The sequence below is a fragment of the Streptomyces flaveus genome, from assembly GCF_014647675.1.
Lineage (GTDB): Bacteria > Actinomycetota > Actinomycetes > Streptomycetales > Streptomycetaceae > Streptomyces > Streptomyces flaveus.
Map to the genome: position 1 here is coordinate 168402 of NZ_BMPQ01000012.1, position 16543 is coordinate 184944.

The window sequence follows — 16543 nt, forward strand, 5'->3', positions numbered from 1 at the left end:
ACTCCGTCAGTAGCCGCGCCACCAGCGGACGAAGCGCTGCCAGGCGCCGAGGCGGCGCTCGGGCTCCGCGGCCGGAGCCACGGTCTCGGACTCGGGCTGGGGAGTCGCGGGCTGCGGTGCCGGGGCGGGTTCGGGCGCCGGGGCGGGTGTGGTGACCTGCCAGTCCGCACGCGGCCGCCGGCCGGCGGGATGTGCGCCGGGCTGTTGCGTGTCGTCCTGCGGCGGCTTCGCCATGAACGTCACCGGGAGCTCCACCATGTGCCGGGAGGAGATGGACGTGGTCCAGCGCAACTCGTGTTCCTCGCAGGCGAGTCGGACGTCCGGCAGCCGCATCAGGAGCGCGTCGACGCCGACGTCGGCGATGGCACGGCCGATGTCCTGGCCGGGGCATTCGTGCGGGCCGCCGCTGAAGGCGAGGTGCGAGCGGTTGCCCTGCATGTTGGCCGTGAGGTCCGGGCGGACGCGCGGGTCGACGTTGCCGGGTGCGATCCCGAGCAGCAGCCCGTCGCCCTTGCGGATCCGCTGACCGCCCAACTCGGTTTCCTGCTTGGCGAAGTAGCCCAGGACGGCGCTGAACGGCGGCTCGTCCCACAGGGACTGCTCGACCGCCTCGGGCACCGTCATCTGGCCGCCGTTGAGCTGGGCGCGGAAGCGCGGGTCGGTGAGCACCATGCGCAGCACGTTGGCGATGAGGTTGGTGGTGGCCTCGTACGCGGCGATCAGTACGAGCCGCAGGTGCTGCGCCACCTCGTCGTCGGTGAGCGCTGCCGGATGCCTGATGAGGTGGCTGGTGAAGTCGTCCTGGGGCTGGGCACGACGGCGGAGGGTGAGCCGGTTCAGGGCGCCCATGACGTATTCGTTGCTGGCGATCGCGGTCTCGGTGCCCTTGATCATGTCGCGGGCGGAGTGCACCATGCGGTCGTTGTACTCCTCGGGCATGCCGAGGATCTCGCACAGCACGGCCATCGGGAGGTGCTCGGCGAACTGGCTGACCAGGTCGGCGCTGCCGTCCTCGCAGAAGCGGTTGACCAGGAGCTGCGTCGAGCGGTTGATGGAGCGGCGGATGCCGCGGTGGTCGATGGTCGACATGGCGCCCATGACCGCCCCGCGCAGCCGCAGGTGCTCGTCGCCCTCGGCCATGGCGCAGATGGGCTGCCAGGCGAAGAGGGGCATGAGCGGGTGGTCGGGGCCCGCCGTGCCGTCCCGGAGGGGGTTCCAGATGCGGCTGTCGCGGGTGTACTGCGAGGGAGTGCGGACCATGTGCAGGTTCTCGGTGTGGCCGAGCACCACCCAGATCGGCACGTCGTTGTGGAGCAGCGCGGGGGCGACGTTGCCGTGTTCGGCGCGGAGTTTCTCGTACAGGGCCCCCAGGTCCTCCGCCTCGGGGCCGTACAGGCGGCGCAGTCCGCCGGGACCCATGCCGTGGGCCGGGCAGCCCGGCGGCGGGCCTGGCGTGGGGTCGTACATACCTGGGTCGTACATACCGGGGTCGTCCCTACCGGTTCGGGAGTGGGGTTCAGGCGTCACGGTGGTCGCTTTCGAAGCTGGGGTGAAGCTGGGGTCGAATTCGAAGCTGAAGTGGTGTCGTCGGCTTGGCAGTTGACGGGCAGGTCAGGCGGACGCGGAGGCCATGGCGATCGAGTGCAGGAAGCGCATCAGGGTCATCAGCACGTCACGGCTGGAGGCCCTGCGGCGCGCGTCGCACTTCACGATGGGGATCTCCTCGGGAAGGTCTAGCGCGGCGCGCAGGTCCTCCATGGGGTAACGGGGCGCGTCCGGGAAGTCGTTGACGGCGACGACGAACGGCACCCCGCGCTCCTCCAGGCGGCCGATGACGTCGAAGCTGACTTCCAGGCGCCGGGTGTCGATCAGTACGACCGCGCCCAGGGCGCCCTCGAACAGGCCGTTCCACAGGAACCAGAAGCGCTCCTGGCCGGGGGTGCCGAACAGGTACAGCACCAGCTGTTCGGTGATGCTGATGCGGCCGAAGTCCATGGCCACGGTGGTGGCCGTCTTGCTCTCCGAGCCGTAGTTGTCGTCGACTCCGACGCCGGCCTGCGTCATGGTCTCCTCCGTGGTCAGCGGCCTGATCTCGCTGACGGAGCCCACCATGGTCGTCTTGCCGACGCCGAAACCACCCACGATCACGATCTTCACGGCGGCCTGCGCCGTGTGCGGAAGATGGTCCTCGGCGCGAGGGCCCGTGATGGTGTCAGAGCTTTTGAAGTCCATGCATCACCGCTTCGAGGAGGGAACGGTCGGGCAGCTCCGAGCGGACGATCGGGGCTCGCGCCTGTACCAGTTCGGCCGCCAGCAGCTCCGTCAGCAGTACGGTCACCACGCTGAACGGCAGATCGAGATAGGCCGAGAGCTCGGCCACGGACAGAGGGGTCCTGCAGAGCTGGAGCAGTGCCGACTGTTCCGGCTGGGCGGTGGGCGGCGGCGCGTCGTCACTCGCCACGATGAGGGTCACCAGGTCGAGCGGGGCTCGATCGCCGTCCTCGACCTGGCCGGTGAGGATGTACAGCCTGCCCGGCTGGTTCGTCTCGCCCTGCCCCTCTCGTATCGCCGGGACCGGCGCCGGGTCCGGGATCTGCTCGGGACTGTGCTCCGGCGGTTCCTTGGGGAAGCGCCGTCGTCGTTGCGGAGGAGTCATACGGCCGTCCCGTTCCGCCGGGGCGGACTCGTCAGGTGGGCACCGATCCGTACGACGAGGTCGCGCATGCGGTTGCTCATGAGCCCGGCGTCGACGGTCTCGTCCGCGAGGACGGCGAGATAGGCGCCCGGGCCCGCGGCCATCATGTAGAAGTAGCCGCCGTGGATCTCGATGATCACCATCCGCATCCGGCCGTCGGTGTCCGGGATCTCGGTGGCGACGGCCGCGGCCAGGCTCTGCAGTCCGGCGCAGGCCGCGGCGATGCGGTCGGCGGCGTCGGGATCACCGCCGTACCGGGCGATGCGCAGGCCGTCAGCGGAGAGCACGACGACCTGCCGGGTTCCTTGCACCCCGTCGGACAGCTCCTTGAGCATCCAGTCGAAGTTGGCTCGCTGCTGGATCACTTGAGGTCCCCCTCGTCATCGGCCTCGGCAGGGGCCGGAGTGTTCTTCGCGCCTGTTGTCTTGTCCTGGTCGCCTTGGCCGTCCTGGTCGTCGTCTCCGCCCTTCAGGCCGGCCATGAACGCCTCGACCCACAGGCCGGGTTCGGGTTCGTCCTTCTTCGGCTCGGGCTGCGCCGCGGTGGAGGATGCGGACCAGTCGATGACGGGGCGGCCGGCCTTGCGCGCAGCCTCCGCCTCCGCCTCTGCCGCCCGGGCCTCGGCGATCCGCTGGCTGAACGGGATCTTGACCCGGCTGCGGCGCTGCGGCAGACCGTTCGCCGTCCACTCGGTCACCTCGGGGACGTCGTCCTCCATCGCGGCCACCGAGTCGGGGATACGGGGGCCGGTGGTGGGACGGCGCCGCTTGGGCTTGCGCTCCGGTCCCTCGACACCGCCGAAGTCCACCTTGGGCACGGAGGAGGCGCCGATGCCGTGGGCGAGGCCTGAGGCGGGTTCGGTTTCCTCGGTGAGCATGTCGCGGGGCACGACGATCACGGCGCGTACCCCGCCGTACGCCGACTGCCGCAGCGAGACCTGCATCTTGTACATCTGCGTGAGGCGGCCCACGACGGCCATGCCGAGCCGCGGGGCCTCGCCGAGGTCGTTGAGGTCGATGCCGACCTGGGCCTTCTCGAGCATGCCCTCGGCCCGGCGGCGCGCCTCCTCGCTGAGGCTGACGCCGGCGTCCTCGATCTCGATGGCGACGCCGGTCTGTACCTCGACGGCGGTGACGTGCACCTTGGTCTGCGGCGGCGAGTAGCGCGTGGCGTTGTCGAGGAGTTCGGCAGCGGCGTGGATGACCGGTTCGACCGACGGGCCGTCGACGTTGACCTTGGCGATGGAGTGCAGCTCGATGCGCCGGTACTCCAGGATCCGGGACATGGCACCGCGCAGCACGCTGTAGAGCGGTACGGGCTTGGGCCATACGCGGCCCGGGCGGGAGCCGCCGAGCACGGCGATGGAGTCGGCGAGGCGGCCGATCAGCGCGGTGCCGTGGTCGATGCGCAGCAGGTCGTCGAAGACCTCGGGGTTGCGCCCATGGTCCTCCTCCATCTCGCGCAGTTCCTTGTTCTGCTGGTGGACGATGGCCTGGACGCGCCGGGCGATATTGACGAAGGCGCGCTGCGAGGCGTCGCGCATCGCTTCCTCGTGATCCACGATCGACAGCAGGATGCGCAGCAACTCACGCTGGGACTCGGGGAGTTCCCGGACGGCGGGGTCCGCCTCGGCGGTTTTGCGGATCGCCTCATCGGGGGAATCGCCACTGCGCAGCCGGTACAACGCGGCGGGCAGCAGCTCCTTGCCGAGGTGGAAGATCTCGTCGTCCTGGGCGGCGATGCGCTGGTCCAAGTAGGCCGTACGGCGCGCGAGTTCGGCGCGGACGGCGCGGACGAGGCGCCCGCGGCGGACCGCTTCGGCCACGGTCGCGATCACCAGGAGCGTCGCGATGCCTCCGCACCAGCCGACGGCGACCCGGGCCGCTTCCGTGACGACGGCGACAGCGGCTCCGGACGCCGCGGCCATCAGTATGGCCGGCAGCAACAGCACGCGGGCGTAAGGAAGTTCACGGCCAACGGGAGGCGATTGAACACTCACCATGTATGCCCTCTAAGACAAATCGGCTGGGGATCTGGGGGGGGAGTTCTCTGGATCTTCAGAACATTGGGGAACAAGCGCACGAATACGCCGCAACTCGGGGCGCTGCGGGCGAGCTTAGTCCGACCAGATCATCGCCAAGTCATATTCAGCAAGCGCCTGAAATCGCCCGCGCGGCAGGAGTACGCTCAGCCTCATTTATACGCTCAGGCACTATTCGAACACGATGCGTCACTGCGTACGAGCGCACGAAAACCCCTCATCAGAAGGGGTGAGGCCCGGCTCGCCGAGGCGAATTCCGGCTCAGATTCCCGCGATGCGCAGCGCCGCGTCCGCGGTGGCTTCGGCGAAGGCCGTCACGGGCCGGTCGGGGTCGGAGCGGTGGACCAGGATGACGCCCTCGATCAGCCCGAACACCAGGTCCGTCCGCAGATCCAGCTCACTCTTGGCGAGCGCGCCGCCCGCCTCGGTCGCGGCGAGCAACTGCCGGTAGGTGTCCTTGAGTTCGGCCCGTACGGCATGGAAGCCGGCGAAGCGTTCGGCGCGCACCTCGGGCAGCAGATAGAGCCCGCCGAGGTTGTGCGGACCGCCGCAGAGCAGTTCGACGTCCGTGCGGCACAGGTCCCACAACCGGCCCTCGGCCGGAGTCATGTCCTCGGCGAGGAGCTCCCGGGCGAAGGCCAGCGAGGGGGTGACGGTGGACTCCAGGAGCTCGGCGAGGAGCTCCTCCTTGCCGGAGACGTAGTGGTACATCGACGCCTGCCGCATGCCCGCCCGCTCGGCGACGGCCCGGGTGGTCGTGGCCGCGTACCCACGCGTCGTGAACAACTCCGCGGCGGCGGCGAGCAGTTCGTCACGCGGCGAGAGACCGCTGTCCGGTCGCCGCTCGGCCCGTGGCCTGCCCACTCGTCGTCCGCTGGTGCCCATGTCTTCGATCGTCGCACACGGCCCCGGACGACGATCTCGGTGAGACATCGGTAACGGAGCGGCAACGCCGGGGCAATGGCGCGGACTCGCCCGGCTCCTAATTTCTGTCGGGCGACAGAAATTGCGTACGGACATGACGTACGGACATGACCGCCCCTGCCGAGCCGGAGGTCCCGCAATGGCGACAGCGACCACGTACGGAGCCCGGGCGCACGCCCGCGCACAGGAAGGCGCCCGCGCCGAGGCGATGCCGGTCGTCCCGGCGAGCGCCTGGCCCGCGCCGCCCTGCGAGGCGGGCCATCTGGTGTGGGCGGAGACCGTGGCGGGCGGCAACTACACGCACAGGGTGCTGGCCCGCGGCACGGAGCTGCGGCTGACCGACCTCAGGGGCGATGCCTGCGCGCATCTCCTCCTGTTCGCCGCCGACCGCCCCTGGGAACGACTGAACGTCGCGGACACGGTCAAGATCCAGTGGAACGCCTACCTCGGCGAGGACCGGCTGCTCCTCTCCGACCAGGGCCGCGTGCTCGCCTCGGTGATCGCCGACACCTCCGGGCGGCACGACGCGCTGTGCGGCACCTCCACCCTCGTACGGAACACGCAGCGGTACGGGGACGGAACGCCGCAGTCCGCGTCTCCGGCAGGGCGTGAGCTGTTCAAGCTGGCCGCCGCGAAGAACGGTCTGGCACCCCGGGATCTCCCGCCGTCGCTGTCCTTCTTCCAGGGCGTGGAGGTACGCGACGACGGCGCCCTCGACTTCACCGGCTCGGCCGGAGAGGGCGCGAGCGTGACGCTGCGGGCCGAGCAGGACGTCACGGTGCTGCTCGCCAATGTGCCCCACCCGGCCGACCCGCGCGCCGACTACACCAGCACCCCGCTGGAGGTGCTGGCCTGGCGCGCCGAGGCCACCCCACCCGGTGACCCGCTGTGGGAGGCCTCCCCCGAGGGCCGCCGTGCCTTCCTCAACACCGCCGAATTCCTTGCCGCGAGGGGGCTCGCATGACCGTCACCACGACCGTCGTCCCGGCCCGCTCCGCCTGGTCCGCCATTGTGCGGAGCGGCGAGACGCTCACCATCACCGACCTGCAAGGCAACCAGGCCGTCGACTTCCTCGCGTACGACGCCCATGACACGGCCGTCCGCTACAGCGCGCCCGACACGATCCACGCCCAGGGCAACATCTTCCTGACCACCGGCAGTGTGCTCATGTCCAACGAGCACACCCCGCTGATGACCGTGGTCGAGGACGAGGTCGGCCGGCACGACACGGTGGGCGGCGCCTGCTCCAAGGAGTCGAACACCCTGCGCTACGGCCACCACACCTGGTCGCAGCACGCGTGCGTCGACAACTTCCTCGCGGAGGGCGCCAGGTACGGCCTCGGGAAGCGCGATCTCGTCTCGAACATCAACTGGTACATGAACGTGCCGGTCGAGAAGGACGGCACCCTCGGGATCGTCGACGGTCTCTCCGCCCCGGGCCTGAAGCTGACACTGCGCGCCGAGCGCGACGTACTCGTCCTGGTCTCCAACTGCCCGCAGATCAACAACCCTTGCAACGGCTTCGAGCCGACGGCCGTGGAGATGACCATCGGTGAGGCGGGCGCCCGATGAGCGAGGGAGGAACGTCCTTCGACACGCTCCTCGTCGCCAACCGGGGCGAGATCGCGGTCCGGATCATGCGTACGGCACGGGAGTTGGGCCTGCGTACGGTCGCGGTGTACTCCGACGCCGATCGCTCGGCACCCCATGTGCGCCTGGCCGACCAAGCCGTCCGGCTGGGTCCGGCACCCGCCAAGGAGTCGTATCTCGACGCCGATCTCGTCCTCAAGGCGGCGAAGGACACGGGTGCCGGAGCGATCCACCCGGGCTACGGCTTCCTCTCCGAGGACGCGGCGTTCGCGCGGCGCTGCGAGGAGGCGGGGATCGTGTTCGTGGGCCCGACGCCCGAACAGCTGGAGCTGTTCGGGGCGAAGCACACGGCCCGGGCGGCGGCTGAGGCGGCCGGGGTGCCGCTCGCTCCGGGCACGGGACTGCTCGCCTCGCTGGACGAGGCTCTGGTGGCCGCGGACCGCATCGGCTACCCGGTGATGCTCAAGGCCACGGGTGGCGGGGGCGGGATCGGTATGTCGGCATGTCGCTCTGCCGATGAGTTGATCGATGCCTGGGACCGGGTGCAGCGCGTCGCCGCGGCCTCCTTCTCCCTGGCCGGGGTGTTCCTGGAGCGGCTCGTCGAGCAGGCCCGCCATGTCGAGGTGCAGGTCTTCGGCGACGGCGCGGGCCGCGTCGTCACCTTCGGCGACCGCGACTGCTCACTCCAGCGCCGCAACCAGAAGGTGGTGGAGGAGGCTCCCGCACCCGGGCTCCCCGCCCATGTACGCGAGCAACTGGCCTCCGCCGCCCGGGACTTGTGCGCTTCGGTCGACTACCGCTCCGCCGGAACCGTCGAGTTCGTGTACGACGCGGTGCGCGAGGAGGCGTACTTCCTGGAGGTCAACACCCGGCTCCAGGTGGAACATCCGGTCACTGAGGAGATCTATGGCGTCGACCTCGTCGCGTGGATGCTGCGTCTGGCGCGCGGGGACTTCGATGTCGTACGAGACCCTGGGGAGCCGCGCGGTCATGCTGTCGAGGCCCGCGTGTATGCCGAGGACCCGTCGCGTGAACACCGGCCCAGCGCGGGCCTGTTGACCCGGGTCGAATTCCCGTCTGGCGTACGCGTGGACGGCTGGGTCGAGACCGGCAGCGAGGTCACCACGTCGTACGACCCCATGCTCGCGAAGCTCGTCGCGTACGGCTCCGACCGTGCGCAGGCGCTCGCGCGGCTGGACGAGGCGCTGGCCGGGACCCGTCTCGACGGCATTGAGACGAACCTGGGGCTGGTGCGGGCGGCGCTCGCGTCGGACGACTTCCGGGCGGCGGCGCACTCGACGGCGACGCTCGCCGGTGTGAGCGACCCGACGTCGCGTATCGAGGTCGTCTCCGGCGGAACGCTGACGACGGTCCAGGACTGGCCGGGGCGGACCGGCTACTGGCAGGTGGGTGTGCCGCCCTGCGGGCCGATGGACGACCTGTCGTTCCGGCTCGGTAACCAGGCGCTGGGCAACGACGAGGGGGCACCCGGCCTCGAATGCACCTTGCGGGGACCGTCGTTGAGGTTCACGCACGCGACGACGGTGTGTGTCACGGGTGCTCCGGCGCCGGTGGCGGTCGACGGCGGGGCGGTCGCGCAGTGGGAGCCGGTGACCGTGCCGGCAGGGGGCGTACTGGAGATCGGCACTCCTGCCGAGCACGGCCTGCGGACGTACGTACTTTTCGCGGGCGGCCTGGATGTCCCGGCGTTCCTGGGGAGCGCCTCGACCTTCACGCTGGGCCGGTTCGGCGGCCACGGCGGGCGGGCGCTGCGGACCGGGGACGTGCTGCGCGGGGGCGCGGTCGCGTCCTCGGGGGCGGCGGTGCCGGAGGGCGCGCGGCCGGTGTTCGGCGGCGTATGGCAGGTGGGCGCGCTCGAAGGCCCGCACGCCGCACCGGAGTTCTTCACCGAGGAGGACATCCACGACTTCTACGCGGCCGACTGGAAGGTGCACTTCAACTCGGCACGCACGGGCGTACGGCTGGTCGGTCCGAAGCCCCGCTGGGCCCGCTCCGACGGCGGCGAGGCGGGACTGCACCCCTCCAACATCCACGACACCCCGTACTCGGTCGGCGCCGTCGACTACACGGGCGACATGCCGGTCCTGCTCGGCCCCGACGGCCCCTCGCTCGGCGGGTTCGTGTGCCCGGCGACAGTCCTCAGCGCGGAGCGCTGGAAGCTCGGCCAGCTGCGTCCCGGGGACACGGTGCGCTTCGTACCGGTGGACGATGGGGGTCCCCCCGCTCGAGCGAATTCGAGAGTGGGGGAAGGTGCGGCGCGGCCCGCGATCGTGGACGGTGGCGTGCTGGCGCGGGACGGTGACGTGACGTACCGGCGCAGCGGCGACGACCATCTGCTGGTCGAGTTCGGGCCCATGCAGCTGGACCTGGCGCTGCGCATGCGGGTGCACGCCCTGATGGAGGCGGTGGCAAAGGCCCGCCTCGAGGGAGTCACCGACCTCACGCCGGGCATCCGCTCCCTCCAGATCCAGACGGACCCGCGCCGCCTCCCCCAGCATCAACTCCTCGCGTCCGTACGGTCGTTGGTGGCCACACTGCCCTCGACGGACCAGCTGGTCGTGCCGTCCCGCACCGTCCACCTCCCCCTCTCCTGGGACGACCCGGCGACCCGCGAGGCGATCGCCCGCTATATGGCGGGCGTCCGCGACGACGCGCCCTGGTGCCCCTGGAACATCGAGTTCATCCGCCGGGTCAACGGCCTGGACTCGGTGGAGGACGTGTACCGGACGGTCTTCGACGCCGAGTACCTGGTTCTCGGCCTGGGCGATGTGTACCTGGGCGCCCCGGTGGCCACACCCCTGGACCCCCGCCACCGCCTGGTCACGACGAAGTACAACCCGGCCCGCACCTGGACCGCCGAGAACTCGGTCGGCATCGGCGGCGCGTACCTCTGCGTCTACGGGATGGAGGGCCCCGGCGGCTACCAGTTCGTCGGCCGCACGACCCAGGTCTGGTCCGGCTGGCAGCAACGCGGCGCCTTCGAACCGGGCTCCCCCTGGCTGCTGCGCTTCTTCGACCGCATCAAGTGGTACCCGGTGACCTCGGACGAACTGCTGGAACTACGGGCCGACATCATCTCGGGCCGCTTCGTGCCACAGATCGAGGAGGGCGTCTTCTCACTCGCCGAGTACGAGGCGTTCCTGACCGAGAACGCCGACTCGATCGCCGAGTTCAGGACCCGCCAGGGCGCCGCCTTCGCGGCGGAACGGGACGCCTGGGAGGCCTCGGGCGAGTTCACCAGGGCGGAGACGGCCTCGGTTCCGGCACCAGCCCGGCCGGAGGTGACGGTCCCACCGGGCGGCCACCTGGTGGAGGCCGAATTCGCCGCGTCGGTCTGGCAGCTGAACGTCGCCCGGGGCGACGAGGTGACCATGGGCCAGCCGCTCCTCGCCCTGGAGGCCATGAAGATGGAGTCGAGGGTGCACGCACCGATGGACGGCATGGTGACACAGATCCTCACCAAGCCGGGCGCCCAGGTGGAGGCGGGCACGGCGCTGATGGTGCTGGCGCCCACGAGCTGACTCCGCCCGGCGGTCTGTGGGCAGCCGTCCCGCCCGTCTGTGGGCAGGCGTCGCCGGTCTGTGGGCAGTCGTTCCGCAGGGCGGAACGGGTGGGCACAGACCGGCCACCGGGCCGCAGCCGACAACGAAACCCTCAGCAAGGAGCACAGATGTCGCCCTCCCTCGTCACCCGAGTCCAATTGGCCTACGCCCGCATCAAGACGGTGGACCGCCCCGAGATCTGGATCAACCTGCGCTCCCAGGCAGAGGTCGAGGCCGAAGCCCGAGCCATCGACACCCGCCTCGCCGCAGGCGAACACCTCCCCCTCGCAGGGCGACTGTTCGCAGCAAAGGGCAACATCGACGTAGCGGGCCTCCCCACAACCGCCGGCTGCCCTTCCTACGCGTACCAGCCGGAGGCAGACGCCCCGGCGGTCGCCCGCCTACGCGCGGCAGGCGCGATCGCCCTCGGCACCACGAACCTGGACCAGTTCGCCACAGGCCTCGTCGGCACCCGCTCCCCCCACGGCGCCGTGCGCAACGCCATCGCCCCGCAGAGAATCAGCGGCGGCTCCAGCTCCGGCTCAGCCGTAGCGGTAGCGCTCGGCATCGTCGACTTCGCGCTGGGCACGGACACCGCGGGCAGCGGCCGCGTCCCCGCCGCGTTCAACTCAATCGTCGGCCTCAAACCCACCCGAGGCCTCGTCCCCACGGAGGGCGTGGTCCCGGCCTGCGCCTCCCTGGACTGCGTAACGGTCTTCGCGCGCACCCTCCCGGAGGCGGAACAGGCCCTCACCCACATGACCTCCCCACCCGCCCGAGAACTCCCCGCACTCCCCCAGCGCACCCCGGGCCCCTGGCGCATAGCCGTCCCGCCCCGAGGCCAGCTCGGCGAAATGGACGAGGGCTGGGCACAGGCATACGAGGCAGCCGTGACCCGGCTACGGGCCGCAGGCGCCGAGTTGCGCACCATCGATCTCGCCCCCTTCACGGCGGCCGCCACGATGCTGTACGAGGGAGCCTTCGTGGCCGAGCGTTACACAGCAATAGGGAGCTTTGTCGACAAGTTGCTCTCCGAGGGTGGCGACGGCCTGGACCCCACGGTCGCCGGAATCATCACCCGCGCCCGGGACATCCCGGCCCACCAGCTCTTCGCCGACCAGGAGCGTCTGGCAGCCCTGCGCACCCGCGCACTGGAGTCACTCGGCGACGCGGACGCCCTGCTCCTGCCGACCGCGCCCGGCCATCCCACCCTCGCCGAGGTGGCCGCCGACCCGCTGGGCACGAACGCCCGCCTCGGCCGCTTCACCAACTCCACCAACCTCTTCGACCTGGCCGCCGTCGCCGTCCCTGCGGGCCAGGTGGCGGGGCTGCCCTTCGGCGTCATGCTGATCGGCCCCGCGTTCACCGACGAACGTCTCGTCCGCATCGCCCGAACCCTGGAAGCGCCACCCGTCCGCCTCGCCGTACTCGGCGCGCACATGTCGGACCAGCCCCTGAACGGGCAACTCCTCGCGCTGGGCGCCCAGCTGGAACGTACGACGAAGACCGCCTCCGTCTACCGGCTGCACGCCCTGACCACCGACCCGCCCAAGCCGGGCCTGGTCCACGTCGGCGCCGACGGAGCCGCGATCGAGGCCGAGGTGTGGCAACTGCCCGCCGAGGGCCTCGGCCGCCTCACCGCCGCGCTGCCCCGGCCGATGACGCTGGGCCGGGTGACGCTGGCCGACGGCAGCGACGTACCGGGATTCCTGTGCGAGCCGGGCGCGCTCGACGATGCGCGGGACATCACGGAGTACGGGGGCTGGCGCGCGTACCTGGAGTCGCTCGGCGACTGACACGGGAACCGGCCGGTGCCGGCAGACGAACGCCCGCTCGCCCGCGCGGTCCGCTCACCCCACCGACGAGTAGGCGACAACCCCCCGCAGCATCCCGTCCACAGCCTTGCGCGCGTTCTTCGCCACGGTGGAGTCCTTGGTGCCGGAAACCGGTGCCGCCGCCGATATCTGGCCGAGTACGTCGATGACCTGCTTGCACCAGCGCACAAAGTCGCCGGCAGGCATCTCAGCCTCGCGGAGCACCTCGTCGAGTCCCTTGCCGGAGGCCCACTCGTACGCCGCCCAGGCGAAGCCCAGGTCCGGCTCGCGCTGACCGACGCCCTCGGTCTGGCTGATCCGGAAGTCCTCCTCCAGGGCGTCGAGGCGACCCCAGATGCGGACCATCTCACCGAGCGCGGCTTTGGCCTTGCCGGACGGCACCTTCGGTGCGAGAGCGTCGTCGCTGACCCGGGCCTCGTACACCAATGCCGAGGCGCACGCGGCCAGTTCGGCCGGGGCGAGGCCTTCCCAGACTCCGGCGCGCAGGCATTCGCTGGCGAGCAGGTCCAGTTCTCCGTAGAGCCTGGCGAGCCGTTTGCCGTGCTCGGTGACCTCGTCGCCGCGCAGATAGTCGAGCTCGGTCAACAGCGCGACGATGCGGTCGAAGGTACGGGCGATGGTGTTCGTCCGCCCCTCGATGCGCCGCTCCAGCTGCGAGGTGTCGCGCAGCAGCCGGTGGTAGCGCTCGGCCCAACGGGCGTGGTCCTCGCGGTCGTTGCACCCGTGGCAGGGGTGTGCGCGCAGTGCGGTGCGCAGCCGGGTGATCTCCCGGTCGTCGGCGGCATCGGCGCGCCGCTTGCGGTGCCGGTCGGGAACGATGTGCCCGGCCTTCGTGCGCAGCGCGGAGGCGAGATCGCGGCGCGACTGCGGTGAGCGCGGGTTGAACGACTTCGGGATGCGCATCCGCTCCAGCGCCTCGACGGGCACCGGGAAGTCGATCGAGGCCAGCCGCTTGACCTGCCGCTCGGCGGTGAGGACCAGGGGCCGCGGCCCGTCGTCGTGCTCGAAGCCGCGGTGGCCGTTGGACCGGCCGGCGGACAGCCCGGGGTCCAGCACCAGCGCAAGACCCGCGAACTTGCCGGTCGGCACATGGATCACATCACCGGGCTTGAGCTTTTCCAACGCCACGGCCGCTTCCGCTCGCCGCTGCGCCGCGCCCTGCTTGGCCAGCTCGGTCTCGCGGTCCTTGAGTTCGCGACGCAGTCGCGCGTACTCGTCGAAGTCGCCCAGGTGGCAGGTCATGGAGGCCTTGTAGCCCTCAAGTCCCTCTTCGTTGCGCTGCACCTGGCGGGAGATCCCCACGACCGACTTGTCGGCCTGGAACTGCGCAAAGGACGTCTCAAGGAGTTCGCGCGAGCGGTGCCGGCCGAACTGCTCGACGAGGTTCACCGCCATGTTGTACGACGGCTTGAAGCTGGAGCGCAGCGGGTACGTACGGGTGCCCGCGAGGCCTGCGAGGTGCTCCGGGCTCATGCCGCGCTGCCACAGCACGACGGCGTGGCCCTCGACATCGATGCCACGGCGGCCTGCGCGGCCGGTCAGCTGGGTGTACTCGCCGGGTGTGATGTCTGCGTGCTGCTCGCCGTTCCACTTGACGAGCTTCTCCAACACCACCGAGCGGGCGGGCATGTTGATGCCGAGGGCGAGGGTCTCGGTGGCGAACACGGCCTTGACCAGGCCGCGAACGAACAGTTCCTCGACGACCTCCTTGAACGTCGGCAGCATGCCCGCGTGGTGAGCCGCGATGCCGCGCTCCAGGCCTTCCAGCCACTCGTAGTAGCCCAGGACGTGCAGGTCCTCGGCCGGTATCGAGGACGTACGTCCCTCGACGAGAGCGCGAACCTTGTGACGTGCCTCGTCGTCGTTCAGCCTGAGGCCCGCGTACAGGCACTGCTGGACGGCGGCCTCGCAGGCGGCGCGGCTGAAGATGAACGTGATGGCGGGCAGCAGCCCCTCGGAGTCGAGCCGCTCGATGACCTCGGGGCGGCCCGGTGTCCATACGCGCGATCTCTGCCGCCGCTCGCGCTCGCGGTCGGCCTCGCGCATGTTGCGGCCCCGTCTGCGGTCCTGGTACGAGGGCCGGGTCGCCTCCATACGGGCCAGGCGGGTGAGGTCGGGGTTGACGGCCTTCTTGTGGCCCTCGCCCTCCTCGAAGAGGTCGTAGATGCGGCGTCCGGCCAGTACATGCTGGAACAGCGGGACAGGCCGGTGCTCGGAGACGATCACCTCGGTGTCGCCGCGGACGGTGTCGAGCCAGTCGCCGAACTCCTCGGCGTTCGACACCGTCGCCGAGAGCGACACCAACGTCACCGACTCGGGGAGGTGGATGATCACTTCCTCCCAGACGGCACCGCGGAAGCGGTCGGAGAGGTAGTGCACCTCGTCCATGACGACGTGGCCGAGGCCGAGGAGGGTCTGCGAGCCCGCATAGAGCATGTTGCGGAGCACCTCGGTGGTCATCACGACCACCGGGGCGTCGGAGTTGACGCTGTTGTCGCCGGTGAGCAGGCCGACCTTCTCGGCGCCGTAACGCCGTGCCAGATCGGTGTACTTCTGGTTCGACAGCGCCTTGATGGGCGTGGTGTAGAAGCACTTCTTGCCCTGCTGGAGGGCGAGGTGGACGGCGAACTCGCCCACGATCGTCTTGCCCGAGCCGGTGGGCGCGGCCACCAGCACACCCTTGCCCGCTTCGAGTGCCTGACAGGCCTCGATCTGGAAGGGGTCGAGGCCGAAGTCGTACATCTCGCGGAAGGACGCGAGCGCCGTGGCCTGCTCGACAGCGCGCTGCCGCGCTGCCGCGTACCGCTCGGCCGGTGATAGATCCTCTGTCATCGTGCTTTCGAGCGTACCGTCAGCCACTGACAACAGGACGATCAATATCCGGATCCGACCCCGCCCACCGGGAATCCACCCAGCTCAGGTACGCGGGGCCGGTCTCGGTGCGCGTCTGTCAGGTCACGTCGTCGTAGCCGTTGACCCGGTCCGGATCGCGCCGGCGGTCGGAGTCCGGCTGCGCTGGCAGGGCGCGGCTGGCCGAGACGGACTCGACCTCCCCGACGTCCTCCGGGGTGAGATCGAGTTCGGAGGCCTCGTCGTCGTCGGGGCCGAGTGCTTCCTTGCGAGCGCGTCGCTTGTCGTTGAGCAGCGAGAAGCCCACCGCCATGAAGTACAGCACGATGATCGGTCCGGAAAGGGCGATCATGCCCACCGGGTCGGTCGTGGGCGTGGCGACGGCACCGAAGACGAAGACCCCCATGACCACGCCACGCCACCATCCCGCCATGCGCCGCCCGGAGACGATGCCCACCATGTTGAGCATGATGAGCAGCAGGGGCAGCTCGAATGCGACGCCGAAGATCAGCACCATACGGATGGTGAAGTCGAGCACCTCGTCCAGGGAGAGGATGTTGGCCGAGCCCCCTGGGGTGAGGCTCAGCAGCACCTTCATGCTGACCGGCAGGATGGCGTACGCGAGGAGGGCGCCGCCGATGAACAGCGGGACTGCCGCGGTGACGAAGGCGTACGTGTACTTCTTCTCGTGCTTGTGCAGACCGGGGGCGACGAACGCCCACAGCTGATACAGCCAGACCGGGCTCGACACCACGAGGCCGGCCATCAGGCTCACCTTGATCGTCGTGGTGAACGGCGACGTGAGGGTGTTGAACGAGACGATCGCACAGTTGCCGCCGTCGCTGTTCACGAGGTCCTCGCACGTGGGTACGGGGTCGGCGAGGAACTGCATCAACTGTTCGCTGTAGAAAGCAGCGACGATCATCACCAGGATGATCGCGATCATCGCCTTCGTGAGCCGGTTGCGGAGCTCGCGAAGGTGTTCCACGAGGGGCATCCGCCCCTCGGGATCCTTCTCTTCCTTCTTGCGGGCAGACTTCAGCAA

12 protein-coding genes are annotated in these 16543 nt (G+C 70.1%); 4 read left to right on the forward strand and 8 right to left on the reverse strand.

What is annotated here, in order from left to right:
- Positions 1-6: 6 nt before the first annotated feature.
- The 6 genes from IEZ21_RS24260 to IEZ21_RS24285 all read right to left on the reverse strand — a co-directional run bounded on the left by IEZ21_RS24260 (position 7) and on the right by IEZ21_RS24285 (position 5621).
- The gene (locus IEZ21_RS24260; protein ID WP_373302282.1) at positions 7-1527 is read right to left on the reverse strand and encodes a cytochrome P450; all 1521 of its coding nucleotides are present in this window, start codon (positions 1525-1527) and stop codon (positions 7-9) included.
- Positions 1528-1611: 84 nt separating this feature from the next.
- Entirely contained in the window at positions 1612-2232 is a 621-nt protein-coding gene (locus tag IEZ21_RS24265; RefSeq protein WP_189324006.1) for a GTP-binding protein, read from the reverse strand.
- Positions 2213-2656 (reverse strand): DUF742 domain-containing protein, encoded by a 444-nt coding sequence (locus IEZ21_RS24270; RefSeq protein ID WP_189324007.1) that lies wholly within the window; start codon positions 2654-2656, stop codon positions 2213-2215. Before IEZ21_RS24270 ends, IEZ21_RS24265 begins: the two co-directional genes overlap by 20 nt.
- Entirely contained in the window at positions 2653-3060 is a 408-nt protein-coding gene (locus IEZ21_RS24275) for a roadblock/LC7 domain-containing protein (RefSeq protein ID WP_033323402.1), read from the reverse strand. Before IEZ21_RS24275 ends, IEZ21_RS24270 begins: the two co-directional genes overlap by 4 nt.
- Positions 3057-4697, reverse strand: a complete 1641-nt coding sequence (locus IEZ21_RS24280; RefSeq protein ID WP_189324008.1) for a sensor histidine kinase — start codon at positions 4695-4697, stop codon at positions 3057-3059. The genes IEZ21_RS24275 and IEZ21_RS24280 overlap by 4 nt, the downstream gene beginning before the upstream one ends.
- Before the next feature lie 300 nt (positions 4698-4997).
- Entirely contained in the window at positions 4998-5621 is a 624-nt protein-coding gene (locus IEZ21_RS24285) for a TetR/AcrR family transcriptional regulator (protein WP_033323398.1), read from the reverse strand.
- A 178-nt stretch (positions 5622-5799) separates the two neighbouring features.
- Between IEZ21_RS24285 and IEZ21_RS24290 the strand changes: the two genes are divergently transcribed.
- The 4 genes from IEZ21_RS24290 to atzF all read left to right on the forward strand — a co-directional run bounded on the left by IEZ21_RS24290 (position 5800) and on the right by atzF (position 12609).
- Complete coding sequence (locus IEZ21_RS24290) at positions 5800-6624, forward strand: urea amidolyase associated protein UAAP1 (RefSeq protein ID WP_189324009.1); 825 nt, start codon at positions 5800-5802, stop codon at positions 6622-6624.
- The gene (locus IEZ21_RS24295) at positions 6621-7232 is read left to right on the forward strand and encodes an urea amidolyase associated protein UAAP2 (RefSeq protein ID WP_189324010.1); all 612 of its coding nucleotides are present in this window, start codon (positions 6621-6623) and stop codon (positions 7230-7232) included. The genes IEZ21_RS24290 and IEZ21_RS24295 overlap by 4 nt, the downstream gene beginning before the upstream one ends.
- Positions 7229-10792: an urea carboxylase gene (gene uca, locus IEZ21_RS24300; protein ID WP_189324011.1), complete on the forward strand. Its 3564-nt coding sequence runs from the start codon at positions 7229-7231 to the stop codon at positions 10790-10792. The genes IEZ21_RS24295 and uca overlap by 4 nt, the downstream gene beginning before the upstream one ends.
- A gap of 149 nt (positions 10793-10941) precedes the next feature.
- Entirely contained in the window at positions 10942-12609 is a 1668-nt protein-coding gene (atzF, locus tag IEZ21_RS24305; protein ID WP_189324012.1) for an allophanate hydrolase, read from the forward strand.
- Positions 12610-12663: 54 nt separating this feature from the next.
- On the opposite strand, the gene IEZ21_RS24310 is transcribed toward atzF, so the two are convergent.
- The gene (locus tag IEZ21_RS24310) at positions 12664-15525 is read right to left on the reverse strand and encodes a DEAD/DEAH box helicase (protein WP_189324013.1); all 2862 of its coding nucleotides are present in this window, start codon (positions 15523-15525) and stop codon (positions 12664-12666) included.
- Between the two features lie 73 nt (positions 15526-15598).
- Positions 15599-16495: a twin-arginine translocase subunit TatC gene (gene tatC / locus IEZ21_RS24315; protein ID WP_189324064.1), complete on the reverse strand. Its 897-nt coding sequence runs from the start codon at positions 16493-16495 to the stop codon at positions 15599-15601.
- Positions 16496-16543: the final 48 nt, after the last annotated feature.